25 protein-coding genes are annotated in these 24,617 nt (G+C 69.1%); 17 read left to right on the top strand and 8 right to left on the bottom strand.

The genetic code is table 11. From position 1 onward, the window contains the following. The 4 genes from ATM97_RS32635 to ATM97_RS32620 all read left to right on the top strand — a co-directional run bounded on the left by ATM97_RS32635 (position 1) and on the right by ATM97_RS32620 (position 3,555). Positions 1 to 795 carry an ABC transporter ATP-binding protein gene (locus ATM97_RS32635; RefSeq protein ID WP_255588739.1) on the top strand — a complete coding sequence of 265 codons (795 nt, stop codon included), beginning with the start codon at positions 1 to 3 and terminating at the stop codon, positions 793 to 795. Then, positions 792 to 1,622, top strand: a complete 831-nt coding sequence (locus tag ATM97_RS32630) for an ABC transporter permease (RefSeq protein WP_218722057.1) — start codon at positions 792 to 794, stop codon at positions 1,620 to 1,622. The genes ATM97_RS32635 and ATM97_RS32630 overlap by 4 nt, the downstream gene beginning before the upstream one ends. After that, entirely contained in the window at positions 1,619 to 2,422 is an 804-nt protein-coding gene (locus tag ATM97_RS32625; RefSeq protein ID WP_218722056.1) for an ABC transporter permease, read from the top strand. The genes ATM97_RS32630 and ATM97_RS32625 overlap by 4 nt, the downstream gene beginning before the upstream one ends. Before the next feature lie 68 nt (positions 2,423 to 2,490). Next, a complete protein-coding gene (locus ATM97_RS32620; protein ID WP_218722055.1) occupies positions 2,491 to 3,555 on the top strand; it encodes an ABC transporter substrate-binding protein in 1,065 nt (354 codons plus the stop codon). A 648-nt stretch (positions 3,556 to 4,203) separates the two neighbouring features. Here ATM97_RS32620 and ATM97_RS32615 read toward each other — a convergent pair. From ATM97_RS32615 to ATM97_RS32595, 5 genes are all read right to left on the bottom strand, one after another. Continuing rightward, positions 4,204 to 5,379 carry a hypothetical protein gene (locus tag ATM97_RS32615; RefSeq protein ID WP_218722054.1) on the bottom strand — a complete coding sequence of 392 codons (1,176 nt, stop codon included), beginning with the start codon at positions 5,377 to 5,379 and terminating at the stop codon, positions 4,204 to 4,206. A gap of 26 nt (positions 5,380 to 5,405) precedes the next feature. Continuing rightward, positions 5,406 to 5,732 carry a hypothetical protein gene (locus ATM97_RS32610; protein ID WP_218722053.1) on the bottom strand — a complete coding sequence of 109 codons (327 nt, stop codon included), beginning with the start codon at positions 5,730 to 5,732 and terminating at the stop codon, positions 5,406 to 5,408. A 12-nt stretch (positions 5,733 to 5,744) separates the two neighbouring features. Continuing rightward, positions 5,745 to 6,092 (bottom strand): YbaB/EbfC family nucleoid-associated protein, encoded by a 348-nt coding sequence (locus ATM97_RS32605; protein ID WP_218722052.1) that lies wholly within the window; start codon positions 6,090 to 6,092, stop codon positions 5,745 to 5,747. A gap of 235 nt (positions 6,093 to 6,327) precedes the next feature. Next, a complete protein-coding gene (locus ATM97_RS32600) occupies positions 6,328 to 7,344 on the bottom strand; it encodes an XdhC family protein (protein ID WP_218722051.1) in 1,017 nt (338 codons plus the stop codon). Between the two features lie 15 nt (positions 7,345 to 7,359). Beyond that, on the bottom strand, positions 7,360 to 7,956 hold the full coding sequence (locus ATM97_RS32595; RefSeq protein WP_218722050.1) for an NTP transferase domain-containing protein: 597 nt from the start codon (positions 7,954 to 7,956) through the stop codon (positions 7,360 to 7,362). A 126-nt stretch (positions 7,957 to 8,082) separates the two neighbouring features. Here ATM97_RS32595 and uraD point away from each other — a divergent pair, with 126 nt between their 5' ends. From uraD to ATM97_RS32570, 5 genes are all read left to right on the top strand, one after another. Continuing rightward, positions 8,083 to 8,577 carry a 2-oxo-4-hydroxy-4-carboxy-5-ureidoimidazoline decarboxylase gene (gene uraD, locus ATM97_RS32590; protein WP_218722049.1) on the top strand — a complete coding sequence of 165 codons (495 nt, stop codon included), beginning with the start codon at positions 8,083 to 8,085 and terminating at the stop codon, positions 8,575 to 8,577. Further along, on the top strand, positions 8,574 to 8,891 hold the full coding sequence (uraH, locus tag ATM97_RS32585) for a hydroxyisourate hydrolase (protein WP_218722048.1): 318 nt from the start codon (positions 8,574 to 8,576) through the stop codon (positions 8,889 to 8,891). Before uraD ends, uraH begins: the two co-directional genes overlap by 4 nt. Before the next feature lie 8 nt (positions 8,892 to 8,899). Next, a complete protein-coding gene (gene pucL, locus ATM97_RS32580; RefSeq protein ID WP_218722047.1) occupies positions 8,900 to 9,805 on the top strand; it encodes a factor-independent urate hydroxylase in 906 nt (301 codons plus the stop codon). Further along, positions 9,793 to 11,163, top strand: a complete 1,371-nt coding sequence (locus ATM97_RS32575) for an 8-oxoguanine deaminase (protein WP_218722046.1) — start codon at positions 9,793 to 9,795, stop codon at positions 11,161 to 11,163. Before pucL ends, ATM97_RS32575 begins: the two co-directional genes overlap by 13 nt. Positions 11,164 to 11,309: 146 nt before the next feature. Then, positions 11,310 to 12,155 carry a xanthine dehydrogenase family protein subunit M gene (locus ATM97_RS32570; RefSeq protein WP_218722206.1) on the top strand — a complete coding sequence of 282 codons (846 nt, stop codon included), beginning with the start codon at positions 11,310 to 11,312 and terminating at the stop codon, positions 12,153 to 12,155. A gap of 2 nt (positions 12,156 to 12,157) precedes the next feature. Here the strand turns inward: ATM97_RS32570 and ATM97_RS32565 are convergent, their stop codons facing one another. Then, entirely contained in the window at positions 12,158 to 12,556 is a 399-nt protein-coding gene (locus tag ATM97_RS32565; protein ID WP_218722045.1) for a helix-turn-helix domain-containing protein, read from the bottom strand. A gap of 103 nt (positions 12,557 to 12,659) precedes the next feature. Here ATM97_RS32565 and ATM97_RS32560 point away from each other — a divergent pair, with 103 nt between their 5' ends. Genes ATM97_RS32560 through puuE form a run of 6 tightly spaced genes read left to right on the top strand, consistent with a single transcriptional unit; the run spans position 12,660 to position 20,141 of the window. Then, a complete protein-coding gene (locus ATM97_RS32560; RefSeq protein WP_218722044.1) occupies positions 12,660 to 13,607 on the top strand; it encodes an NADP-dependent oxidoreductase in 948 nt (315 codons plus the stop codon). Further along, positions 13,604 to 16,864, top strand: a complete 3,261-nt coding sequence (locus tag ATM97_RS32550) for a molybdopterin-dependent oxidoreductase (protein ID WP_255588738.1) — start codon at positions 13,604 to 13,606, stop codon at positions 16,862 to 16,864. Before ATM97_RS32560 ends, ATM97_RS32550 begins: the two co-directional genes overlap by 4 nt. Continuing rightward, on the top strand, positions 16,861 to 18,093 hold the full coding sequence (locus ATM97_RS32545) for an aldolase/citrate lyase family protein (protein WP_218722043.1): 1,233 nt from the start codon (positions 16,861 to 16,863) through the stop codon (positions 18,091 to 18,093). Before ATM97_RS32550 ends, ATM97_RS32545 begins: the two co-directional genes overlap by 4 nt. After that, positions 18,090 to 18,245, top strand: coding sequence for a hypothetical protein (locus tag ATM97_RS32540; RefSeq protein ID WP_218722042.1), 156 nt, complete (start codon positions 18,090 to 18,092; stop codon positions 18,243 to 18,245). The genes ATM97_RS32545 and ATM97_RS32540 overlap by 4 nt, the downstream gene beginning before the upstream one ends. A 16-nt stretch (positions 18,246 to 18,261) precedes the next feature. Continuing rightward, on the top strand, positions 18,262 to 19,239 hold the full coding sequence (gene alc / locus ATM97_RS32535) for an allantoicase (protein WP_218722041.1): 978 nt from the start codon (positions 18,262 to 18,264) through the stop codon (positions 19,237 to 19,239). Continuing rightward, complete coding sequence (gene puuE, locus ATM97_RS32530) at positions 19,236 to 20,141, top strand: allantoinase PuuE (protein ID WP_218722040.1); 906 nt, start codon at positions 19,236 to 19,238, stop codon at positions 20,139 to 20,141. The genes alc and puuE overlap by 4 nt, the downstream gene beginning before the upstream one ends. A 41-nt stretch (positions 20,142 to 20,182) precedes the next feature. On the opposite strand, the gene ATM97_RS32525 is transcribed toward puuE, so the two are convergent. Then, positions 20,183 to 20,620 carry a MarR family winged helix-turn-helix transcriptional regulator gene (locus ATM97_RS32525; protein WP_218722039.1) on the bottom strand — a complete coding sequence of 146 codons (438 nt, stop codon included), beginning with the start codon at positions 20,618 to 20,620 and terminating at the stop codon, positions 20,183 to 20,185. Between the two features lie 57 nt (positions 20,621 to 20,677). Here ATM97_RS32525 and ATM97_RS32520 point away from each other — a divergent pair, with 57 nt between their 5' ends. Then, positions 20,678 to 21,514, top strand: coding sequence for an alpha/beta fold hydrolase (locus ATM97_RS32520; RefSeq protein WP_218722038.1), 837 nt, complete (start codon positions 20,678 to 20,680; stop codon positions 21,512 to 21,514). A gap of 18 nt (positions 21,515 to 21,532) precedes the next feature. On the opposite strand, the gene ATM97_RS32515 is transcribed toward ATM97_RS32520, so the two are convergent. Further along, entirely contained in the window at positions 21,533 to 22,693 is a 1,161-nt protein-coding gene (locus ATM97_RS32515; RefSeq protein WP_218722037.1) for a lipase family protein, read from the bottom strand. A 505-nt stretch (positions 22,694 to 23,198) separates the two neighbouring features. On the opposite strand from ATM97_RS32515, the gene aceA reads away from it, so the two are divergent. Further along, entirely contained in the window at positions 23,199 to 24,488 is a 1,290-nt protein-coding gene (gene aceA, locus ATM97_RS32510; protein ID WP_218722036.1) for an isocitrate lyase, read from the top strand. Positions 24,489 to 24,617: the final 129 nt, after the last annotated feature.

The following is a 24,617-nucleotide window of genomic DNA, read 5'->3' as shown; positions in this document are numbered from 1 at the left end:
ATGGGTAAGGAAATCCCCGGCGGCGCGTCGGCCGGGATCGAGATCAGCGGGTTGAGCAAGTCGTTCCGGGTGGGTCGCGACACCGTGCGCGCGCTCGACTCGGTCGATCTGCGGACGTCGAACGGCGCATTCCTCTCCCTGCTCGGCCCGTCGGGTTGCGGTAAATCGACCGTTTTGCGAATTCTGGCCGGTTTGGACGAACCCACCGCGGGCACCGCCACCATCAACGGGCTGACGCCGGAGCGCTTGCGCGGCGGTCATCAGCTCGGGATCGCCTTCCAGGATTCGGCGCTGCTGCCCTGGCGCAGCGTGGAGTCGAACATCCGGTTGCCGTTGCAGGTCGCCGGGTTACCCGCCGAACCGGAGCGGATCGCCGAGCTGATCGCGCTGGTCGGCCTGGAGGGCTTCGAGAAGGCCAAGCCGGCACAACTGTCCGGCGGTATGCGCCAACGGGTTTCGATCGCGCGGGCACTGGTGGTGCAGCCGTCGGTGCTGTTGCTCGACGAACCGTTCGGCGCCCTCGACGATATGACCCGGCAGCGGCTGAACCTGGAGCTGCTGCGGATCTGGACCGAGAAGCCCGCCACGACGCTGATGGTCACCCACGGCATCGGCGAGGCGGTATTCCTTTCCGATGTGGTCGCGGTGATGAGCCCGCGCCCCGGCCGGGTACTGGAACTCGTCGACATCGATCTGCCGCGCCCGCGCACGCCCGAAATGATGCGGACGCCGGAATTCCACAAGCTCTGCGATTACCTTTCCGAGCTGCTGTTCGGCCGCGGTGGTGTGGCATGAGCACGGCACTCGCGGCCACGGGCGAGCGGCCACCGGTGAGCGCGGTCCCCGCGCGGCGGGGGCGAGGAATCGGTGGCCACCGGCTGGCGGGTGCGCTGGGCGTGGCCGCGCTGATCGCGCTGTGGTGGGTGCTGGCGGCCGCGGGCGTGGCCGGTGGCACGGTGCCGACGCCGTGGCGGGTGCTGTCGACCATGTGGGCGGACGGTTGGGGTCTGTACGGCCCGAATTTCCGGGTGACCGCGGCGGGCGCGCTCCAGGGCTTCCTGTGGGGCAACGCGCTCGCGATCGGGCTCGCCGCGCTGATCATGTTGATTCCGCGCATCGAGCCGCTGGCTACCCAGCTGGCCATCCTGAGTTACTGCACACCGCTGGTCGCCCTCGGCCCGATCATCCTGGTGGTTTTCGGCGGGCGCACCCCGACGGTGTTCCTGGCCGCCATGTACTGCTTCTTCACCACCATGGTCGGCGCGGTCACCGGCTTGCGCTCGGCCGATCCGGCGAGTCTGGACCTGGTGCGCGCCTACGGCGGCGGCCGCTGGCAGCAGCTGTACCGGGTGCGGGCGATCGCGGCGCTGCCGAATACGTTCGCCGCCTTGAAGATCGCCGCGCCGTCGGCGGTGCTCGGCGCGATCATCGGCGAGTACCTGGGCGGGGTCGACAGCGGGATCGGGGTCGCGCTGACGGCCGCGCAGACCGCCTACAACGTGCCGCGCACGTGGGGGATGGCGCTGGCCGCCGCCGCGCTGGCCGGGCTGGGCTACCTGCTGGTGGCCGTGGCAGCGCGACTGATCACCCCGTGGACGGCGACGACGGAGGAGCGGCGATGACGACCACCGTGCTGCGCCGGATCGGCCGGTTCCTGCTGCCGCTGGCGACCTCGCTGATCCTGCTGCTGGCCATCTGGTCGCTGTTCTTGCGGGCGTTCCCGCAGATCGGGCCCAGGGTCGGCAAGACGCCCTCGGACATCTGGCGCTACCTGGTGACCGCGCCGGGCGCCGCGACCGCCCGGCAGGCGATTCTCGACGACCTCGCGATCACCCTGCGCGACGCCACGATCGGCTTCACCGTCGGGATGCTCGGCGCGCTGGTGGTGGCCGCGCTGTTCGTGCTGTTCTCGGCGGTGCAGCAGACGTTCATGCCGGTGGCGATGCTGCTGCGGTCGGTGCCGCTGGTGGCGTTGAGCCCGATCGTGGTGCTGGTGTTCGGTCGCGGCACCGCGGGGGTGGCGGTGCTGACCGCGATCGTGGTGTTCTTCCCGGCCCTGGTGATGATCATGACCGGACTGCGCGAAGCGCCCAGGCAGGCCATGGAATTGGTGACCGCCTACGGCGGCACGCGGTGGACCCGGCTGCGGATGGTCGCGGTGCCCGCCGCGCTGCCCTCGGTGTTCGCCGCGGCGCGGGTCTCGGTGCCGGGCGCGCTGATCGGTGCGCTGCTGGGTGAATGGCTCGGCAGCGGAACGGGATTGGGCGCCAGTCTGGTGCGCGCCATTCCGATGTTTCAGTACAACCGGCTGTGGGCCTCGATCGTGGTGGTGACCGTGGTGTCGGTCCTGCTCTACGCGATCGTCGGGGTGATCGAGAATCTGGTGCTCGCGCGGTTCGGGCCGAGCGCCGGAAAGGCCTGATCCGGGAGGGAATAGCGGCGGAACGCGGACGCAAAGAGTACGAAACGCGGCGAAACTACATTCGGCGCATGAACAGTATCGACCGTCGTTCCTTTCTCCGCTATTCCGCGCTGACCGGCGCCGCGCTCGGTGGGGCGGGTCTGCTCGCCGCGTGCGGTGGCAGTTCGGGCAGTTCCTCGAACGGCTCGACCGATGACGGTTCGAAATACGGCAAGGTCGCGGTGCAGTTGTCGTGGCTGAAGAACATCGAATTCGCGGGCGAGTATTTCGCCGATTCGAAGGGATATTTCAAGGATGCGGGATTCGGTGCGGTAGACCTCATCGCGGGTGGTGCGGCGAGTACCTCGGTGGAAGCCGGGCTCGATACCGGGAAGGTGTGGATCGGGCTGTCCGCGCCGCAGACCACCGCGCCCGCGATCCTGGAAGGACTACCCGCCAAGATCGTCGGCGCGACCTATCAGAAGAATCCGTTCGCGATCGTCAGCTCGGCGGGCAAGCCCATCACCTCGCCCGCGGACATGAAGGGCCGCAGGATCGGCGTGCAGGACACCAACCAGCTGATCTTCAGCGCCCTGCTGGCCGCCAACGGGATCAAGCCGGGCGAGGTGACGGTGGTGCCCGCGCAGTTCGACCCGACACCGCTGGCCAACGGCGAGGTCGACGGCTGGGTCAGCTACGTGACCAACGAGCCGATCACCCTGGCCGCCAAGGGCTTCGCCAACAGCCACTTCCTGTTCGCCGATTTCGGCCTGCCGCTGGTCGCGGAGACGCTGACGGTCACCCAGAACACGATCGACTCCGAGCGCGACAAGCTCAAGGCGTTCCTGATCGCGGAGATCAAGGGCTGGAAGGACGCCGTCGCCGATCCCGCCGAGTCGGCCCGGCTGGCCGTCGAGGTCTACGGCAAGGACCAGAAGCTCGAGCTCGGCGAGCAGACCAAGGAGGCCATCGCGCAGAACGACTTGGTCGTCTCGGCCTCGACCAAGACCGACGGCCTGCTGTCGATGACCGACGCGCTGATCGAGCAGAACATCGCCGCGCTGCGCACCGCGAAGATCGACATCAAGGCCGAGCAGCTGTTCGACCTGTCGATCCTGCGCGAGGTCTACGCCGAGAACCCCGGGTTGAAGTAGTCCTCGGCCAGGTGGCTCAGCTCGGGTCAGCGCACTCGGGCCCAGAACGACATACCGTGTCGGCCTCGACCAGGACCTGAGGTCTGTGGTCGAGGCCGACATCCTGATCGAGCGGCTATTGCGGTCGAAGGCAGCGACAGCGGTCCGATTTCACCAGTGGCGCGTCCGCCAGTATCGACGCAGCCCCAGCGAAGTCCAGGGGCCTGTTGCTCAGCTCCCACCATGACGCGGTCTGTTTGGGGGTAGGTCCGTCGAGAAATAGGTAGTAGCCCTCCGGGAGAACATCGTCACCAATCGAGTCTTTTGGAATGTCCTTCCAACATATTCCACTGGTTCCGGTAGCTTGATCCAGCTGCTCTGGTGTGATATTTGGTCGTACTTCGACAACTCGATCCCAGTTGTCCGACCACTGCGCGGCACGAGTGATAGTGCGAAGGGTTGTCGGTTCACCTCGATCGGCTGCCGCATTGTTCTCTTTGCGAAACATCATGCCGGAGCCGAGCGTCTCATTTCTTGTGGGGAAAGAGAGCTCTGAAACGCAATTACGAGGTGAGTCGGTCGCATGCCGATCGGAACTCAACGCACATCCGGAACAGATAAAGAAGATCACGCTGAACGCGGCGATTGGAATGAAAGATCTACGCCACATCAGCGGCCTCCTGGCAGCGGTACCCCGACGCCTGGTGCTTTGCTTGTGCGATCTGCTGGGATGTTACTGTAGGCCAGTGCATTGCCGTGCTGGCCTCCTTCAGTGCCGCGTGTCTCGAGAACGAGTAGATTGCCTTTGGATATCTCTGACTGAATAATCGTTTGCAATTCTTCCGGGCTGGCGCCGGGATTTGCCATTGCCACGTCGCGACCGCGCTCGTTATTGTACAGGTCCATCGCCTCCCGTTGCGGTACGTTCCCGCCGGACATCTCGTGGGCGCTGGCATACGCAGCCGTCCAGGTCGGCCCGAATTCTTGCGTCATTCGGGCATTCCAGTAGGAATGCCGGAAGGCATCGCCTTGTCCGTCATCGAATGTTCCAGGGTATAGCTGGCCGGAGAGAGTGCTCGCGTCGTTCTTTATCTCCGTGAATCGGTAGATCGCAAATGGCCCCTTGTCGAGCAGGAGCAGTTCCATCGCGGCTACCTCTTCTTGTGACATGACCACCGGCTGGTAGCTGGGATCGGCGGTCCTGATCAGGTCCAACGTAGCGCCCGTCGGCCACAGCTGTGGGGGTGCGCTGGAAACGGGTACCTGATAGTCGAGTAGTATCTGTTGAAGCTTCGGGTCGGTCGCATGTGGCGACGGGCCGACGCGTGACTTGATGGAATCGGGCAGTGCCTCGAGGGCCCGCGCAATTTCTTCGCCGCCGATCAAGTCGTCTCGCAGAATGTTGTCCAGTGCGCCCTTTATCTGGGCTTCGTAGTCCGACTCTTCGGAGCTCTTGTTTGAAAGTCCCATTGGGCCGTATTTGACCAAAATTTCTGCATTGGATTTGCGGCTGTCGACGGTGCCGTCGTCCTCCACGTAGAGCGACCAGCGTGACGAATTTACCCCGTTCATGGCTGCTTTGATGGTCGCAATATTCGATTTTATGCTCGAACTTCGTGTTGAAATCTCTTGCGCGATCTGATTCAACAGGGCCGCAACCGCATAGATTTCGACCCTGAGAGTTTCTCCGCGATCACGCGCTGCGGTGCCGGCCTCGCTTTTGAAATAGTCGATCGACCAGCCGATTTTGTTTCGCAGGGACGCGGCCTCTGTGTACATGATTGTTGCGCACCGCCCGAGCTGAACTGCTGCCTGGTCTATGTGGGAAAGGTCCCAGCCGAGCACCGTCGGCACCGTGAGTGGCTCACGGCTCATCGCGGGGCCTGCCCGTCGATGTCCGCTGTCTGGTTGGCAATATCTTCCGCTATCCGGCGATCAAGCTCTTCCTGAATACCGGCAACGAATTCGGTGTCGGTGCAGAAATTCTGAACCATCTGTACCTCATAGTTGACGACCAGGTCGAACGCTTCCAGCACTTCTTGTAGTTTTGTAGCAAGGTCGGAATTCTTCATTCCGTACTCGGGGTCCCGGGCATTGTCCCGCTGTTCCTTGACGATTGGCACAATCGCTGCTATCGCATCCGCATTAGTTCTTACATCATTGGCCAACTGTCGCATCCGTTCCGGATTGATATCCATGGACACAGCGATTCACCGTCTCAGATGCGATGGAATGTACTTGTGATTAGCGTGTTCGTCGGTGATCGACGAATCGGGAGCTCGCGCCTCGTCTCGCTCGACCGGCCGCTTCGACTCGTACAGTCGAAGTGCTTGCTGTTGAACGTCATTCATCGCGACCCGGTGTCGGTCCGCGATCAGCTCGGCGAGTCGATCCGGGCCGCCGTCCATCGCATAGTCGGCGATATAGATGCTTGTGATGTACCCCGATGGGTCTACCTCGATCGCGACCGCCCCATCGGAAGACCTCGACCGACCCCGATACTGCGCTAACTCGGCGTTGATCCGAGCGATTTCGTCCCGCTCGGTGTGTGTGTTCACCGGCACCCCCACCACCAAATTGAGCAAGGACCTCCCGGCCTGCAATCTGGAGACCCTGTCGTGACTGACTGACTGACTGTCGGCGACGATACCGCAGCGTGCGGCGGTTGCGCTCCTTGTCCCAGTCGAGCCACGGCTACCCCGCTAGCAACAACTGGTGGAGTTGACGCGGCTATTCGTGCTGTGGTCGCCGAGACTTCGGGCGCGGCCCGGTGACCATCGGGTACGAAGCGTCCTAGATCGCCAGGCCGACCGTCGCCGATCCGAAGTCGCGGCGGGCGGCCAGGCGCAGGCCCGCGCGGGAGGCGAGGAAGTCGGCGGTGACGAAGACGGCCGTCTCGGCCGGGGTGCGCGGGCCCGATTCGAGGCCGGCGGGCACGTGCAGGCGGGCCAGGGTGGGCTCGTCGAAGCCGCCCGCGCGCAGGTCGTCGAGGCGACGGGCCTGGTCGGCGGGGGTGCCGAGCGCGGCGAGGTAGCCCAGCTCGGGTAGTCGTAAGGCGACGGTGAGCAGTGGGATCTCGAAGCGCGGCTCGTTGGCCAGCACCACGATGCCGGTGCTGCTGTCGATCTCGCCCGCGGCGGAGAGGGTGTTGAGGTAGCGGTGCGGCCAGTCCACGACGACCTCGGCCCCGGGGAACGAGGCCGGGTCGGCGAACTCTGGACGCGAATCGCAGATGCTGACCCGGTAGCCGATCATCCGGGCCTGCGCGGCCAGGGTGGCGGCATAGGCGTTGGCGCCGAAGATGATCAGGCGCGGCGGCGGGCAGTAGGAGGCGACGAACAGGTCGGACTCGGGCAGCGCGACGAGCTCGGTGGCGTGCTTGCGGTCGGTGACCAGATGCTGACCGATGACGTCGGGATCCTGGTTCCACACCACGGTGAACACGGTGACCCGGCGATGGGCCTGGATATCGGCGGCGATAGCGGGGAATTCCGGGAAATCGCGGCAGGAGAACGGCTCGATGAAGATGTCGACGAGTTCGCCGTCGTCGGATCCCGATTCCATTCCGGTGATCAGGCTGTAGCGACGGAGTTGCCGGATCCCGGTCTGCGCGGCTTCCAGTGCCGCCTCGTAGACCGTCTCCTCCAGGCGCCCGGAAGCAATGGATCCGAAGACTCCGCCATTGGGTGTGACGAGCATTCCCGACCCGATCGGCAGCGCGTTCGTGCCGATGGTACGGACCACGGTGGCGAGGCCGCCGGTACGGCCCGAATGCCACACTCGCAGAAGGTCATCGAGGATATCGCGCATATCTCAAAACTCCGATCACCGTGCGCCGACTACCGGGAAATCGCGATCGTTCCCTGTCGCCAAGTCGTCGCACGTGACGCACACCATATCCTGACTGGTGCCCAAATAGGAACCGGCTCCCACATCGCCTACGGTCGCTGCCGAAATGGCGTCCCAGTGCTTGTTCTCGATCACAGCGGGGTGACCGGGTGTGTCGGAGAACACAGCGCGTGCCAGCCCGCTCTCGCTCGCCCGGGCCGCGGCGAGTACCCGCGCGACCACATCGGCCCCGATATCGGGAGTGTCGACGGGCAGGAACGCCACATACCGGGTGCCCGCAGCGGTGGCCGCGCGCAAGCCGGCGCGCACCGTCGCCGACAGCCCGGTGGCCCAGTCCGCGACCCAGCGCCACTCGGTGCCTGGCGGCAGCCCGACGACGGCCGGATCGGGGCCGGTGGCACCGAGCAGAACGATCACCGGATCGCAGCCGCCGTCGCGCAGGGCGGTGATCGCCGCGCGCAGCCAGGCGCCGTCCTCGGCGAGTGCCTTGGGTTTGCCGTAGCGGGTGCCCGCGCCCGCCGCGAGGACGACGCCCGTGCACGCCGACGGCACGGGCGGGTCGATCGGGGGCATAGCGGTGAAAGTAATGGCGCAATGTTGCCGCTCGATTACGGCAGGGCAGCGCGAGGACGACGACACGCCGACGTGACCGACCGCACATCGGTGGCCCGTGGCCGGGGATGGGGAGATGCTGGATCGATGACGAGCGAAGCGATCGGCCTCGCGGGATTCAACGAACTCCCCGCCGCGGCCGCCGAGACGGCATTGCTTGCCTGTTGCTCCGCACCGGGCTGGGCGCGGGCGATCGCCGCGGCGCGGCCCTACCCCAGCACGGACGCGCTGCTGGCGGCGGCCGATGCCGCCTCGGCCGCGCTCGATGACGCCGAGATCGACGCGGCGCTGGCCGGTCACCCGCGGATCGGGGATCGCCCCACCTCGGCGGCCTCGGCCCGCGAGCAGGCCGGCGTCGCCGGCGACGCCGTCAAGGCCGCGCTGGCCGCGGGCAACCGCGACTACGAGGCCAAGTTCGGCCATATCTATCTGGTTTGCGCGGCGGGACGCGGCGGCGAGGAGTTGCTCGCCGTCCTGCGGGCGCGGCTGGACAACGATCCGTCGACCGAGAGGCAGGTCATGCGCACCGAACTGGGGAAGATCAACCGGCTCCGCCTGGCCCGATTGGTGGCGGCGTCGTGACCGGGCTGAGCACGCACGTGCTCGACGCCGTGCGCGGTGTGCCCGCGGCGGGCGTCGCCGTGTGGCTGACGCGTGGCGAGCAGCGCCTCACCGAGGCGCTGACCGATGCCGACGGCCGGGTGAAAGAACTTGCCGCCGGGTTGAATCCGGGCGATTACCGCCTGTTCTTCGATACCGGTAGCTATTTCGCGGCGCAGGGAGTCGAGACCTTCTATCCCGAGGTCTGCGTCGCGTTCACGGTGGGTGAGCAGCCGCATCTGCATGTGCCGCTGCTGTTGTCGCCGTTCTCCTATTCCACCTACCGAGGGAGCTGAGCGAACAGATGGCATTGAGTGGTCCGATCGAGCTGACCGACAACCGCTACGGCAAGGCCGAGAACCGGGTTGTGCGTTTCCACAAGCAGAACGCGCGCCACGAGATCCGTGACGTGAACGTCTCGACCACGCTCCGTGGTGATTTCGCGGCGGCCTACACCGAGGGTGACCAGCGTCACGTCCTGCCCACCGACACCCAGAAGAACATGGCCTACGTCTTCGCGAAGCGACCCGGACTCGACACCGTCGAGGAGTACGCGATCGCGCTGGCCAAGCATTTCACCGACACCGTGGAGCCGGTGACGAGCGCGCGCATCGATGTGGATTCCTATGGGTGGCAGCGGGTCTCGATCGGGGCCGAGGAGCACGATCACACCTGGGTGCGGCAGGGGCCGGAGGTGCGCACCGCCGCGGTGACCGTCGCGGGCACCGGCGCTGATCAGCGCACCTGGGTGATCGGCGGGATCAAGGACCTGGTGGTGCTCAAGTCCACCGGGTCGGAGTTCGCCGACTTCCTCACCGACGAGTACACGACCCTGGCGCCCACCCACGACCGGGTGCTGGCCACCTCGCTGATCGTGCAGTGGCGCTTCGCCGAGATCAGCGGATTCGACTGGGACGAGGTGTACGACGGCATCAGGACCACGCTGCTCGAGCTGTTCGCGACGACCTACTCCAAGGCCTTGCAGCAGACCCTGCACGCGATGGGTACCGCCGCGCTGCAACGATTCCCGGTGCTCGCCGAGATCCGGTTGTCGGCGCCGAACAAACACCATTTCGACTACGACCTCGCCCGATTCGGGATCGAGAACAACGGTGAGGTCTTCTGGGCGGCGGACCGCCCGTACGGCTCCATCCACGCGACCTTGCAGCGCGCGGACGCACCGGAGGCGGGCATCGCATGGCAGCCGTGAGCGCGCCCGATCTGCTGATCGCCGGTTGCGCGGTGGTGACCGTCGACGCGGTCGGCACCGAATACCGCGACGGCTGGGTCACGGTGCGGGGCAACCGGATCGACGCGATCGGCGCGGGCGCGCCGCCGGAATTCGGGCCGTCGGTGGCGCGGATCGACGGGCGCGGCTGCGTGCTCACGCCGGGGCTGGTCAACACCCACCACCACCTGTATCAGTGGATCACCCGTGGGCTGGCCGCCGACAACACCCTGTTCGAATGGCTGACCACGCTGTATCCGGTGTGGGCGCGGATCGACGAGAAGTCGGTGCGGGTGGCGGCGACCGGCGCGCTGATCTCGCTGGCGCGCAGCGGCTGCACCACGTCCTCGGACCATCACTACGTCTTCCCGCGCTCAGGCGGCGATCTGCTGGCCGCCGAGATCGGGGCGGCGTCGGCGGTCGGGCTGCGGTTCCATCCGGCGCGTGGGTCGATGGATCTGGGGCAGAGCAAGGGCGGGCTGCCGCCCGACGACGTGGTCGAGTCGATCGACGACATCCTGGCCGCGAGCAGCGCGGCGATCGAGCAGTGGCACGATCCGTCCTTCGACGCGATGGTGCGAATCGCGCTCGCGCCGTGCTCGCCGTTCTCGGTGACGGCGGACCTGATGCGGGAATCGGCCGCGCTGGCCAGGTCGGCGGGCGTGCGGCTGCACACCCACCTGGCCGAGACCGTCGACGAGCAGGACTTCTGCCGGTCGAGCTTCGGGTGTACCCCCGCGCAGTACATGGAACAGCTGGGCTGGCTCGGTGACGACGTCTGGTTCGCCCACGCCGTGCACCTCGACGATCCGGCGATCGCCGCGATGGCGCGCACCGGGACCGGCGTCGCGCACTGCCCCACCTCCAACGGCAGGCTGGGCGCTGGCATCGCACGGACCGCGGATCTGGTGGCCGCCGGGGTGCCGGTCGGGCTGGGTGTCGACGGCGCGGCCAGCAACGAGTCGAGTTCGATGATCGAGGAACCGCGCAACGCGCTGCTGTACGCGCGGGCCGTCGGCGGGCCACGCGCGATGACCGTGCGCGCCGCGCTGGAGCTGGCGACGATGGGCGGGGCGCGGGTGCTGGGCCGGGCCGCCGAGATCGGGTCGATCGAGCCGGGCAAGCTGGCCGATCTGGCGCTGTGGCGGCTCGACACTCCGGCGCACGCGGGGATCGAGGACCCGGTCGTGGCGCTGGTGCTCGGGTCGGCGCCGCCGCTGGCCGCGTTGCTCGTCGACGGGCGCGAAGTGGTGCGCGACGGGGTCGTCACCACCGTGGACGAGGCGTCCGCCGGGGCCGACGTCGCCCAGGCCCAGGCCACCCTGCTGGCCGGCGCGTGAGTGCGTCCAGGTGCGCTGAGCTGCCCTTTCGGCGCACACTGGAGGGCGTACACCGGGTTAACCGCCGCGCAATCTGCGGCGGGCGTCGCGCAACATCGTGGCAACTCCCGGCCCCTACTGTGGCCGGTGAGGTAAGCGAGGTGAACGTGGATCTGGACACTGTTCGAGAGGTGGTTCTCGCCCGTGATCGCGCCGACCTGGCCCAGGTCGGCGCCGGGAGCGCGGTCCTGGCCGGTGGCACGTTCCTGTTCTCCGAACCGCACGATCGGCTCGACCGGCTCGTCGACATCACCACCCTCGGCTGGGCGCCGATGCTGGAGCGCGGCGACGGGCTCGAGATCGCCGCGACCTGCACGCTGGCCGACTTCGCGGGCGCGCGTCCCGGCCGGGAACTGGGGTCGGCCGTCCTGCGGCCCGAGTGGCCCGGGACGGCGCTGTTCGCGCAGTCCTGTCGGGCCCTGCTGGCCTCGCACAAGATCTGGCGCACCGCGACGGTCGGCGGGAACGTCTGCCTGTCGCTGCCCGCCGGTGCGGTCCTCGGCGCGCTGGTGGCGCTGGACGCGACGGCCGTCATCTGGCCGCGTGGTGGTGGGGAACGTCGAATTCCATTGCGGGACTTCGTCACCGGCCCTGGCGAGAACATTCTCGCCGCCGGTGCCGTCGTCCGCTCGTTCCTGGTGCCGACGGCGAGTCTGGTGGCGCGCACCGGTTTCCGCAAGATCGCGCTGGCCCCGCTCGGACGTTCCGGGGCGGTGGTGATGGGCAGGCGCGAGGCCGATGGACGGTGCGCGATCACCGTCACCGCCGCGACCGTGCGGCCGGTGGTGCTCGACTTCGACACAGTGCCCACCGAATTCGATCTCGCGGCCGCGCTGGCCGAGCTGGAGCCGCAGGTGTGGTTCGACGATCCGCACGGTGCGCCGGACTGGCGCGCGCACGTCACCGGGTTGCTGGCCGCCGAGGTGGCCGCCGAACTCAGGGGGTCCTCGTGAGCTCAGGACCGCGCGTCATAGGCGGCGCGGGCGCGCAGCACCTGATCCATGTGCTGCTCGGCCCAGCCCTTGATGGTCCGCATGACCGGCAGCAGTTCCTCGCCGAGCGGGGTCAGCCGGTACTCCACCCGGACCGGCACCTCGGGCAGCACGGTGCGCGCGAGCAGGCCGTCGCGTTCCAGATTGCGCAGGGTCTGGGTGAGCATCTTCTGGCTCACACCGGCCAGTCGCTGGTTGACCTCGCTGTAGCGCAGCGGGCCCTCGGCCAGCGCGTTGATCGCCAGGCTGACCCATTTGTCGCCGATCCGGTCCAGCAGCTGCCTGGCCGGGCACTCGGCCACGTAGGCGTTGTAGGCCGCGCCCGCCTCGGCGCGGCGCTCGGCGGCGGTGCGTGTGGTCATGGCTCTCCCTCGCGTGCGGTACGCACTTCGCAGTGCGTACTTCCCGATAGAGAGTAGCTCTCCCTAGGTTCGGTAAGTACCTACGGAAGAGAGAGAAATCATCATGCGCGCAGTGGTCGTCCACAGTTTCGGCGGACCGGAAGCACTCGAACTCGTCGACGTTCCCGTCCCCGCGCCCGGACCGGGCCAGGTCCGGATCCGGGTCTCGGCGGCGGCGGTGAATCCCGTCGACGCGGTGACCAGGGCGGGCGCCCTGGTCGAGGCCGGGCTGATGGCGCCGCGCCCGGTGACGGGGATCGGCTGGGACGTGGCGGGCGAGATCGACGAGGTCGGTGCCGGGGTGACGGGGTTCGTCGCCGGTCAGCGGGTGATCGGGCTGCGGGATCTGCTCGACCGGTCGCTGGGCAGCTACGCCGACTATCTGGTGCTCGATGCCTCGGCGGTGGCGCCCGCGCCCGCCGGACGGTCCGCGATCGAGGCGGCCACCCTGCCGTTGAACGGCCTCACCGCGGTCCAGGCCCTGGATCTGCTCGACCTCGCCGAGGGCGACACCCTGCTGGTGACCGGTGCGGCCGGCGCGGTGGGCGGGTTCGCGGTCGAGATCGCCGCGCGGTGGCGCGGACTGCGGGTGGTCGCCCAGGTGGGCGACGCCGATGCCGATCTGGTGCGGGAACTGGGCGCCGAGTGGGTGGTGTCGCGCGAGGCCACCGATCTGGCCGAGGCGGTGCGCGCGGTGGTGCCCGGCGGCGTCGACGCCGTGCTGGACACCGCGGGGCTGAGCACCAGGGCACTGGCCGCGGTGCGCAACCGGGGTTCGTTCGTCACCGTGGTCGCTGGTGCGGACCCGATCCCGTTGCGCGGCATCCGCGTTCACCACGCCTGGATCAGCGCCGACGGTGCCGCCCTGGCCACCCTCGCCGGCTACGACCTCACCCTGCGGGTGGCCGACACGCTGCCGCTGGAGCAGGCGGTACGGGCCCACACCCGGCTCGCCGAGGGCGGCCTGCGCGGCCGGCTCGTGCTGACCACGGCACCAGGAGGTGGTTCATGAGACTGGACATCGACGGACGCGCGGTCGAGGTGACCGCGCGTCCCGGGCAATGCTTGCGCACCCTGCTGCGCGAACAGGGCGAGCTCGCGGTCAAGCGGGGCTGCGACTCCGGCGATTGCGGCGCGTGCTCGGTCCTGCTCGACGGCGAACCGGTCCACTCCTGCCTGATTCCCGCGCACCGCGCCGACGGGCACAGCGTCACCACCGCCGCCGGCCTGGCCGATACCGACGGACCGAACGCGGTGCAGCGTGGCTTCGTCGAGCACGCCGGGTTCCAATGTGGTTACTGCACTGCGGGAATGGTGGTCACGGCGACCGGTCTGGCCGCCGGTCGGGGTGACGCCACCGCGCCGGTCGCCGCGCAGGCCGACCGGTCCGCGGTCATCGACGCCGAGCGAGCCGAGCTGCTCAAGGGGAATCTGTGCCGCTGCACGGGCTATCGCGCCATCGCCGACGCCCTCTCGGCCTCCTGTGCATCACTGTGCACAACTACGTCCACCCCCGCACCCGGCGCGGGCGACCATGTCGGCGAATCCCGCAGCGCCCATCCTGTGGAGACGGCCGCCGATGATCGGGAGGATCGGCCGGGCGGTGCCGTGGCAGCAGCGAGGTCGTCGTCCGGTGCGGGCGTCGAGGAGGTGCGGTCGGCCGATCGCAGGGAGGGATCTCCGGCCGACAAGGCGGACGCTTCGCAGGTCGACGCGCGGACCGGAGTCGATCATGTGGCCGGCTTTGGCGCGGGTCAGGTGGCCGGCTCGGGGGAGGGCCAGATGGTCGGCGCGAGTGACGACCAGGTGGGTTCGGGTGCACCGCTGATCGCGAGGGGCCCGGCGGTGGATTCCTATGTCGCCGGGGAGTCGGGGGCGGGGGAGGACGAGGTCACCGTCGTGTCCGCGGTGGTGGGGCCCGAGGTGGGCGGTGCCGCGGTAGGGGCGGTCGAGGCTCGGGTCGATGCGACGATGCGGCGCGAGCACGGTCCCGGCCAGATGGGTGACGGGGTGCGGGCGCCGGCGAGCACGCGGATCGTGCGCGGCGCGGAACCGTTCACCCTCGATCTGGTGCCCGGGGCGGGCGAGCGGATGCCGCCCGTCGCGCCGTGGCATCTGGCCGTGCTCACCAGCCCGCATCCGCACGCGCGGATCGTGTCCATCGATACCGCCGCGGCGGAGGCGATTCCGGGGGTGCGGCTGGTCCTGACCCACGCGGACGCGCCCGCCACGGCCTTCTCGACGGCACGGCACGAATTCCGGGAGGACGATCCCGACGACACCTTCGTCCTCGATCGCACGGTGCGGTTCGCGGGCCAGCGGGTGGCCGCGGTGGTGGGGCAGACCCTGGACGCGGCCAAGGCCGGAGTGCGCGCGCTGCGGGTCGAATACGACCTGCTGCCAGCTGTTTTCGAGCCCGAGTCCGCGCTGGCGGCCGACGCGCCGAAGCTGCACGGCGACAAGCCGGAGTCGGCGCGGATCGCCGATCCGGAGCGCAATCTCGTCGCCGAGATCCACGGCGGGGTCGGTGATTTCGAGGCCGGAATCGATGGTGCGGCGAAAGTGGTGCGCGGGGTGTGGCATTCGCCCCGGGTGCAGCACGTGCACCTGGAAACCCACGGCGGTGTCGGCTGGCTGGACGAGACCGGCAGGCTCGTCGTCCGGTCGAGTACCCAGGTGCCGTTCCTGGTGCGCGACGAGTTGTGCCACGTGTTCGGGCTCGATCGGGGTCGGGTGCGGGTGTTCGCGGCCAGGGTCGGCGGCGGCTTCGGGGCCAAGCAGGAGATGCTGGCCGAGGATCTGATCGCGCTGGCGGTGCTGCGGACGGGGCATCCCGTGCAGTACGAGTTCACCAGGACCGACGAATTCACCTCCGCCACCTGCCGGCACCCGATGCGGGTCGCGGTCACCGCGGCGGCCGACGCTGCGGGCCTGCTGACCGCGCTCTCGGTCGACGTGCTCACCGACGCGGGCGCCTACGGCAACCACAGCGCGGGCGTGATGTTCCACGCCGTCGGCGAATCGGTGGCGGTGTACCGCTGCCCGAACAAGCGGGTCGACGCACAGGCGGTGTACACCAACAACGTTCCCTCCGGCGCGTTCCGCGGCTACGGGCTCGGCCAGGTGATCTTCGGCGTCGAGTCGGCCATCGACGAACTGGCCAGGGAGCTCGGCATCGATCCGTTCGAATTCCGGCGCCGCAATGTCGTCGTTCCCGGCGACCGGTTCACCGGCGCCGAAGTCGACGAGGGCGACCTCACCTTCGGCAGCTACGGCCTCGACCAGTGCCTCGACACCGCCCAGCGGGCACTGCGCCGGGGCAACGGCGTCACCGCGCCGGACCCGGATTGGCGCATCGGCGAGGGGATGGCCGTGGCGATGATCGCCACCGTGCCCCCACGCGGCCACCACGCCGACGCCACCGCCCGCCTGCTCCCCGACGGCACCTACGAGATCGGTGTCGGCACGGCGGAATTCGGCAACGGCACCACCACGGTGCACGCGCAGCTGGCCGCGACCGCGCTGGCCACGACCGCCGACCGGATCCGGATCCGGCAGTCCGACACCGACGTCGTCGGGCACGACACCGGCGCGTTCGGTTCCACCGGCACCATGGTCGCGGGCAAGGCCGCCTACGCGGCGGCGCTGGAATTGCACGCGATGCTGCTGGCCAGGGCCGCGAAGGTCAGCGGGCACCCGGAACGCGACTGCGTGCTGTCGGCGGCCGGGGTGCGATGCGGCGCCGAGCTGATGACCGCCGAGGAGCTGCTCGCCGACGGGGAGCTGATCGCGCACGGCACCCACGCGGGGACCCCGCGCTCGGTGAGTTTCAATGTGCACGCCTTCCGGGTGGCGGTCCGGCCGGGCACCGGCGAGGTGCGCGTCCTGCAATCGATCCAGGTGGCCGACGCGGGCACCGTGGTCAATCCGGTGCAGCTGCGCGGTCAGGTGGAGGGCGGGGTGGCGCAGGCGCTGGGTACCGCGCTCTACGAGGACATGCGCACCGAGCGGGGCGTGGTGACCACCCGGACACTGCGGCACTATCACCTTCCCCAGTTCGCCGACCTGCCCCGCACGGAGGTGTATTTCGCCGAAACCAGTGACGAGTTGGGCCCGCTGGGTGCCAAATCGATGAGTGAGTCCCCGTACAACCCGGTGGCGCCGGCCCTGGCGAACGCGATCCGCGACGCCGTCGGCGCCCGACCGGACCGATTGCCGATGACCGCCGACCGTGTGTGGCGGCTCATCCAGGAAGGAGCCGCCGGGTGAACTCCCAGCTACCCGAGCACATCCGCGCCCGCATCGACGCCACCCTCGACGCCGTCGACGCCGGTCTGCGGACGCGCTACCCGGGAGCGGGTGACCGGATCCAGCCGGTGCACACCGCCTATGTGGCCGCCGACCGCGCCGATGCCGACACCCCCGCCGAGTGGGGCGCGGCCGCGCTGGCGCTGCTGCACCGGCACGCCGATCTCCTCGTCGGCCTCGACGCCACCGACGCGCTGTCGGCCGTGCGCCGCAGGCTGACCGAGCAGCCGGTGCAGGATCTGCGGATCGACTTCGAGGACGGCTACGGTTTCCGCGCCGACGACGAGGAGGACGCGGCCGCGGCCGCCGCGGGCAAGGCCTTGGCGAGCTGGGCCGGTACTCCCGGCGCTCCCAGCTCGTTCGGCGTTCGCACCAAGGGATTGGCCGCCGCCGAGCGCAGGCGCGCCCTGCGGACCCTCGAACTCGTGCTCGACGCGGCGGGCGGGGTCGCGCCCGGCTTCGTGTTCACCGTCCCGAAGATCCGCGCGGCCGAACAGGTCTCGGCGATCGTCGATCTCTGCGCCGGGATCGAGGCGGTGCACGGGCTGCCCGAGCGGACCCTGCGTTTCGAACTCCAGATCGAGAGCCCGCAGGCGATCATCGCCCCCGATGGCACGGCGCCGATCTCCCGGATGATCACCCTGGCCGACGGGCGGTGCAGCGCACTGCACTTCGGCACCTACGACTACACCGCCGCCTGCGGCATCGCTGCCACCGATCAGGCCCTCGACCATCCGGCGGCCGACCACGCCAAGGCCGTGATGCAGGTCGCCGCCGCCCAGACCGGGGTGTGGATCTGTGACGGCTCCACCCAGATCGTGCCGGACGCCGATCCCGAAGGCGCGTTGCGCAATCACCATCGTCTGGTCGAGCGGGCCCTGCGGCGCGGCTATTACCAGGGCTGGGACATGCATCCCGGGCACCTGATCACCCGCTGGCTGGCCACCTACGACTTCTTCCGCACCGCCATCGACGTCGCCGTCCCGCGCCTGCTGGCCTATCTGGACCGGCGCTCCGGCGGCGTAATCGATGAGCCCGCCACCGCGGAAGCCCTCGCCACCACGGTGCTGCGCGGCCTGCGCTGCGGCGCCGTCACCGCCGACGAACTCGGCACGCGGGCACCGGAACTCACCGTCGCGGTGCTCGAGGCGCTGGTCGCGCGCACGTACGCGCCACAGGACGCGCGATGACCCACCGGGGAGTGCCGGGGCATCGGCAAGCCAACGCCATGCGGCTCGGGCGATGTCGCGCTCGGACGACCGCGGCGCGCCGCTGCTTCGAGCGGCCGCGCGGCGAGACGCGCAGGCAGTACTCCATGGCGGGCTGGGCCCGCAGCACCTGAGGCATAGGAGGCAACGGTGACCACACACCTCGGCGGCGACGATTTCACGCTGCTCCCCGATCTGGCGGTTCGATCCCTCGGCGGGTCGGTGATCTGGGCGAACGACGAGTTCTTCGCGGAGAAGGAGAACCTGGTCAACCCGGGTCCGTCGGAATATCGACCGGCCACCTTCGGGCACAAGGGACAGGTCTACGACGGCTGGGAGACCCGACGGCACCGGGGCAAGCCCGGCGACGACAGCGCCATCGTGCGGCTCGGCGTGCCGGGCGTGATCCGCGGTGTCGTGGTGGACACCGCCTGGTTCAAGGGCAACTACCCGCCCGAGGTGTCGCTGGCGGCGCTGGCGATCGAGGGGTATCCGCCCGCCGAGGAGATCGCCGCTCGCACCGACTGGGTCGCCCTGCTCGACCGGGTGAAGGTGGGTGGCGACAGCCGCAATCCGTTCCCCATCGACAGCGAAAGCCGCTGGACCCACGTGAAACTCACCATGCACCCCGACGGCGGCGTCGCCCGCCTGCGCGTGCACGGCGAGGGCAGACCCGACCCGGCGCTGTTGGGCCTCGGCCCGCTCGACCTGGCCGCGCTGGAGAACGGCGCACTCGTCCTGGACTGCTCCAACCGCTTCTACAGCTCGCCCAACCAGCTGCTCTACCCCGGCCTGGCCAGGGTGATGGGCGACGGCTGGGAGACCGCCCGACGCCGCGACGACGGAAACGATTGGGTGCGCATCAGATTGGCCGGTCCGGGCGCGATCCGGCTCGCCGAGATCGACACTTCCTGCTTCCTCGGCAACAGCCCCGGCGCGGCCTCGCTCACCGGCTTCACCAACGACGGCACCCAGGTCGAGCTGCTGCCGCGCACCGATCTGCTGCCCGACACCAGGCATCGGTTCGCGCTCGCGCCTGCCGCCGCCTCGGTGGAGGAGGTGCGCCTCGACATCTATCCCGACGGCGGCCTCGCCCGCCTGCGGCTCTACGGGGAGCTGGGCGCATGAGTGACATTCGCGACTTCGTCGGCTATGGCCCGAATCCGCCGGATCCGCAGTGGCCCGGCGGCGCGCGGGTCGCCGTGCAGTTCGTGCTGAATTACGAGGAGGGCGGGGAGAACAACGTCCTCGACGGGTCGCCGCACTCGGAGACCTTCCTGTCCGAGATGACTCCGGCCGAGGCGTTCCCGAACCGGCACATGAGCATGGAATCGCTCTACGAGTACGGCTCCCGCGCCGGGCTGTGGCGGGTGCTGCGCGCCTTCGAGCGGCGCGGGCTGCCGCTCACCATCTTCGCGGTGGCGCGGGCCATGCAGCGTAATCCCGAAGCGGTGGCGGCCTTTCGGGAGCTCGGCCACGAGATCGCCTGTCACGGGCTGCAATGGAAGTCGTATCAGCTCATCGATCGCGATATCGAGCGCGCGGACATGGCCGAGGCGGTGCGCGTGCTCACCGAGCTGACCGGCGCGGCCCCGCTGGGCTGGTACACCGGCCGCGATTCGCCGAATACCAGGGAGCTCGTCGTCGAGCACGGCGGATTCGTCTACGACTCCGACTCCTACGCCGACGATCTGCCGTACTGGACCGAGGTGCGGGGTCAGAACCACCTGGTCGTGCCGTACACCCTCGACACCAACGACATGCGCTTCGCCTCCCCGGCCGGCTTCGCCAACGGCGACGAGTTCTTCGCGCACCTGCGCGACGCGTTCGACGTGCTGTATCGCGAAGGCGCCGAGGGCAGTCCGAAGATGCTGTCGATCGGTTTGCACTGCCGCCTGGCGGGCCGGCCCGCGCGGACCGCGGCGCTGGAACGGTTCCTCGATCACGTGCAGGCCCACGACGGAGTGTGGATCGCCCGGCGGATCGACATCGCCGAACATTGGCGCAAGGTGCATCCGCCGATGGTGTGAGAAGTCCGGCCGCGCTCCCGAATTCGAGGGGCGCGGCACTTCTACCGTGGTTCCGTGCCCCGCGGGCGCAAGTGCCGGGCGAGGACGTCCAAGGCCTGGAGTACCTCGGCCGTCGCGGCCGGGTCGGCGGTGGGCAGAGCCGCGGCGACGGCCGCGTCGATGGTGGACGCGCGGATCTGGGCGACCCGCGCCGAGATCCGTTCCGCCGGGCGGATGACGGTGCGACGGCGGTCGCGCGGGTCGGTGGCGGTGGTGATCGAGCCCGCCTCCTCGAGCCGGGCGACCGCCGTCGACACCGCGCTCTGCGGCAGTCCGGTGCGGCGGGCGATCTCGCCGACGGTGCTGTCCGGGTGGGCGACGATGTCGCTGGTGACCACCAGCACCGGGCGGTGCCCGCCGCCGAGACCCGCCGTGGGCAGGGCCTCCTCGCCGATCTTCATCAGCGTTCGCCCGAGCAGGAACAGTTCGACTCCATCCATACCGCTCAAGTTACATCACTCTTGATGTATCAAATCTGATGAATTACGGTGAGTGGCATGAGCACGATTCACGCCGACACGCTGCCGGTTCCCGACGCCGAGCTGTACTACGAGGTGCGCGGCCACGGGCCGATGCTGCTGATCTCGCAGAGCGGGGAGGGGGGCGCGCGGCGCAGCGAAGCGCTGGTGCGGGAACTGGAGGCGGACTTCACCGTCATCACCTACGACCGGCGCGGGCTCTCGCGCAGCCGGATCCACGGCACGCCGGGCGCGTCGATGGCCACCCACGCCGACGATGCGCACCGGCTGCTCGCCGCGCTCACCGACGCGCCGGTGGCGATGCTCGGCTGCAGTATGGGCGCCTCGATCGGGCTGCACCTGGCGGTGACGCATCCGGGGCAACTGAGCACCTTGATCGCGCACGAGCCGGTGAGTCCGTGGCTGCTGGCCGCGACCGAGCGGGCCCATCACCTGGCGGAACTCGCGCAGTGTCAGGAGGTCTTCCGCGCCGAAGGCTGGCGGGCGGCGCTGGCGCCGATGGTGCGCACGCTCGGGATCGATCCGGCGAACCAGGATGTCGAGCCCGGGGTGCGGCTCGCGCCGATCACCGCCGAGCGCGCACGCAACTTCGAGTACTTCCTCGGCCACGACTTCACCGCCGTCCGGGCCGACTGCGTCGATGTCACGGCGCTGCGGGAATCACCGGTGCGCATCGTGCCCGCGACCGGGCGCACCACCGGGCCGCAGGTCTTCGACCACAAGTGCGCGCGCGAGCTGGCCGAGCTGCGAGACGCGCCGCTGGTCGAATTCCCCGGCGGTCACAACGGGAATCTCACCCATCCCGCCGCGTACGCCGCCGTCGTGCGCGCGGTCCTGGCGCGGACCCGGCCCTGACCGGGCCGGGTCCGGTGCTCAGGCGAAGAGGCCGTGGACGAACGGCAGCGAGTCGACGAGGGAGGCGTTGACCGTGCCGTCGTGGTCGGTGGGGTAGGTGCGGACGGTGACCGGCTGGCGGTTCGCGGTCAGCACCGCGGCGAAGCGCAGGGTCTCGGGGGTGACCACATCGGTGTCGCGCAGGCCCTGACCCAGGAACACCGGCCGGTCGTAGCCGGATTCCGGCAGGCCCATGTAGCGCGCGAGCAGCCCGCGCAGATCGGGAATCGACGACAGCGGGCGGGCGAGCAGGCTGCCCAGGCTGGGCTTCGCGGCGGCGAGTTCGTCGCCGAGCGGGCCGATGCAACCGGTTTGGGCGCGGGCGACCCAGTCGCGGCCCGACTCGGTGAGCAGGCTGTCGATGTCGAGCTCGGGGAAGGTGGTGCGCAGGCCGTTGAGGATGTAGAGCACGTAGGCCGACAGGTGCGCGCTCAGCGCGATCGGCGGCATGCCGGGGCCGAGTAGGCCGATGACGTCCTCGATGTAGGCGGGCACGCCGGTGCCGACCGCGCCGCGATAGTCGAGGGCGGAACCGCCGAACTCGGTGGCGTAGCGAGCGGTGAACACCGCGGCGCCGCCGCCCTGCGACTGGCCGACCACGGCCCACTTGTTCGACAGCGCCGGGTACTGCGTGGTGGCCGCGCGCACCGCGTCGACCACGTTGTGCGCCTCCACCACGCCGTTGAGATACGGGTGCTCACCCGGGCCGCCGAGGCCCGCGTAATCGGCCGCCACGACCGCGTACCCCTGGCTCAGCCAGGTGCCGAGGTAGGCCCAGTCGCGTTCGACCGCGGCGGGGCCCGCCACGCTGTACGCGCAGTCGTCCCCGAGACCAACGGTGCCGTGCGCCCACGCGATCACCGGCCACCCGCCCGCGGGCGCCTCGCCCGTCGGGAAGTACACGGCGGCACTGGTCGTGGTCGGCTGGTCGCCCGCGGTCGTCGACCGGTAGAGCAACCGCTCGGCGCGCGCCGAGCCGGGCAGCGTCGCTGCCGGGGACAGTGCCTCGACGCCGACGACACTCCCGGCCCGCGGTGCCGGCTGCGCGCTCGCCGCCATCGGCACCAGGCTCACCGCGGCCGTCGCCGCGACCACCGTCAGCGCGACCTTCGACGTGGCCGCGATCCTCGAAATCCTCATGGGGTCACCCTCTCGTCTTCGCGGACGAGTGTCCAGGACTGCCCACCGCGCCCCCACTTCCGGGGTGCGCGTCGACCTCGGGCGAATGCAGTGACGACACGCACACCATTCCTGCCCGGCGTGGTGTGTGAAACAGCTCACAAGGTGCGAGGGTTGGGCGTGTCGGGCGGCGCCCGGGCGGGAAGCGCTAACAGTACGGGCGTTATGCTAAAACTCCTGGTCAGCGCTACCGGTCGGTAGGGCGGGTGCTTGCAATTAGCCCGCAAATTTCGCAAAGTTAGCAAACGCGGCGGCAAACCTAGCTGAGATTCACATAAGCAACAGGTAGACGGCTATTTCCTGGTGTGCCATCGTGTGGAAGTACACCCCTCAGGCCCTAGCTAGTCCTAGCAAGCCTGCAAATTGCTTCAGCAGTACGAGTCGCGCAACCGAAAGCGTTAAGCCGCCGGTTGTTTCACGGCTGGACCGTAGGAGCACCGACCACACCGAGGAAGTGGAGTCAGAGATGTCGACTGTCGGCACCCCGAAGACCGCTGCGGAGATCCAGCAGGATTGGGACACCAACCCGCGCTGGAAGGGCATCACCCGCAACTACACCGCCGAGCAGGTCGTCGCCCTGCAGGGCAACGTTGTCGAGGAGCACACCCTCGCCCGCCGCGGTGCGGAGATCCTGTGGGACCTCGTGAACAACGAGGACTACATCAACTCCCTCGGCGCCCTCACCGGCAACCAGGCCGTGCAGCAGGTTCGCGCCGGCCTGAAGGCCATCTACCTGTCGGGTTGGCAGGTCGCCGGTGACGCGAACCTGTCCGGCCACACCTACCCCGACCAGTCGCTGTACCCGGCGAACTCGGTCCCGTCGGTGGTCCGTCGCATCAACAACGCGCTGCTGCGCGCCGACGAGATCTCCAAGGTCGAGGGTGACAACTCGGTCGCCAACTGGCTGGCCCCGATCGTGGCCGACGCCGAGGCCGGCTTCGGTGGCGCGCTGAACGCCTACGAGCTGCAGAAGGCGATGATCGCCGCGGGTGCCGCCGGTGTCCACTGGGAGGACCAGCTGGCGTCGGAGAAGAAGTGCGGCCACCTCGGTGGCAAGGTGCTGATCCCCACCCAGCAGCACATCCGCACCCTGACCTCCGCGCGTCTGGCCGCCGACGTCGCCGACGTGCCGTCGGTGATCATCGCCCGCACCGACGCCGAGGCCGCCACCCTGCTCACCACCGACGTGGACGAGCGCGACCGTGAGTTCCTGGACGGCACCCGTACCGCCGAGGGCTTCTTCGGTGTGAAGAACGGCATCGAGCCCTGCATCGCGCGTGCCAAGGCCTACGCCCCCTACGCCGACCTCATCTGGATGGAGACCGGCGTGCCGGACCTCGAGGTCGCGCGCAAGTTCGCCGAGGCCGTCCGCAGCGAGTTCCCGGACCAGCTGCTGGCCTACAACTGCTCGCCTTCGTTCAACTGGAAGGCGCACCTGGACGACGCGACCATCGCGAAGTTCCAGCGTGAGCTCGGCGCGATGGGCTTCAAGTTCCAGTTCATCACCCTGGCCGGCTTCCACTCGCTGAACTACGGCATGTTCGACCTGGCGTACGGCTACGCCCGCGACGGCATGACCTCGTTCGTCGACCTGCAGGAGCGCGAGTTCAAGGCTGCCGCCGAGCGTGGCTTCACCGCCGTGAAGCACCAGCGTGAGGTCGGTGCCGGCTACTTCGACACCATCGCCACCACCGTGGACCCGAACACCTCGACGGCTGCCCTGAAGGGCTCCACCGAAGAGGGTCAGTTCCACTGAGACATGGTCGCGGCTCCGCCGCGACGTGTTCGCCGCCCCTCCAGGGCCGCCGCCGAGCACTCGAGACTCGTGCCTTCGGCACCTGCGCTTCGAGCGCTCGGCGACGACCCGGCGGCGAACTGGCTCCTC

The sequence above is a fragment of the Nocardia sp. MH4 genome (genome assembly GCF_019266065.1).
In the GTDB taxonomy this organism is placed as follows: Bacteria; Actinomycetota; Actinomycetes; order Mycobacteriales; family Mycobacteriaceae; genus Nocardia; species Nocardia canadensis.
Note: the sequence above shows the minus strand (reverse complement) of the source record. Positions and strands in the feature narration are given on the sequence as shown.